The 488-nt window shown below is 66.0% G+C and carries 1 protein-coding gene; it reads left to right on the top strand.

The annotated features are described in order from the left end of the window. Positions 1-48: 48 nt before the first annotated feature. Positions 49-488 (top strand): DUF222 domain-containing protein (locus ACPXB3_RS22510; protein WP_425729861.1); only part of this gene is annotated, 440 nt, incomplete at its 3' end.

Below are 488 nucleotides of genomic sequence, written 5' to 3'. Positions count from 1 at the left end.
CAACGCCGCGATCACACCCGCGCGTTGGTGTCCCAAGCGTTGTCGGGTATGAGTCCAGCCGAAATCGGTAAGCACGCGCGACAACTCGGCAACCTCCTCGCCGACGACACCGGCGGCGCACCCGCTGCCGAAGACCGTTCCCTCAACAGCGTCACCCTCGCCACAACCAGCGACGGCCGCCTCGACGTGCGTGCAGATCTCGACATGAGTGTCGGCGAAAAGCTGTGCACCACCCTCGAAACGCTGTCCGCACCCACACCCCGACCCGACGGCTCCCACGACCCGCGCACCGTCCGACAACGCCAAGCCGACGCACTCGAAACACTGTTGGAAGCCGCCGCCCGCGGACTCGCCGACGACACGGTGTCGACGACATCGCGGTATGACGTGCTTTTGACACTCAACGCCGACCAGCCCGACCGATCCGCGCTGCAACACATGGGGCCGGTCACCGACCAACTCGCCACCACATTGACGTGTGACGCCCA

This window comes from Gordonia sp. DT219, assembly GCF_049847065.1.
GTDB lineage: Bacteria > Actinomycetota > Actinomycetes > Mycobacteriales > Mycobacteriaceae > Gordonia.
This window is presented reverse-complemented; position numbering and strand designations above follow the sequence as displayed.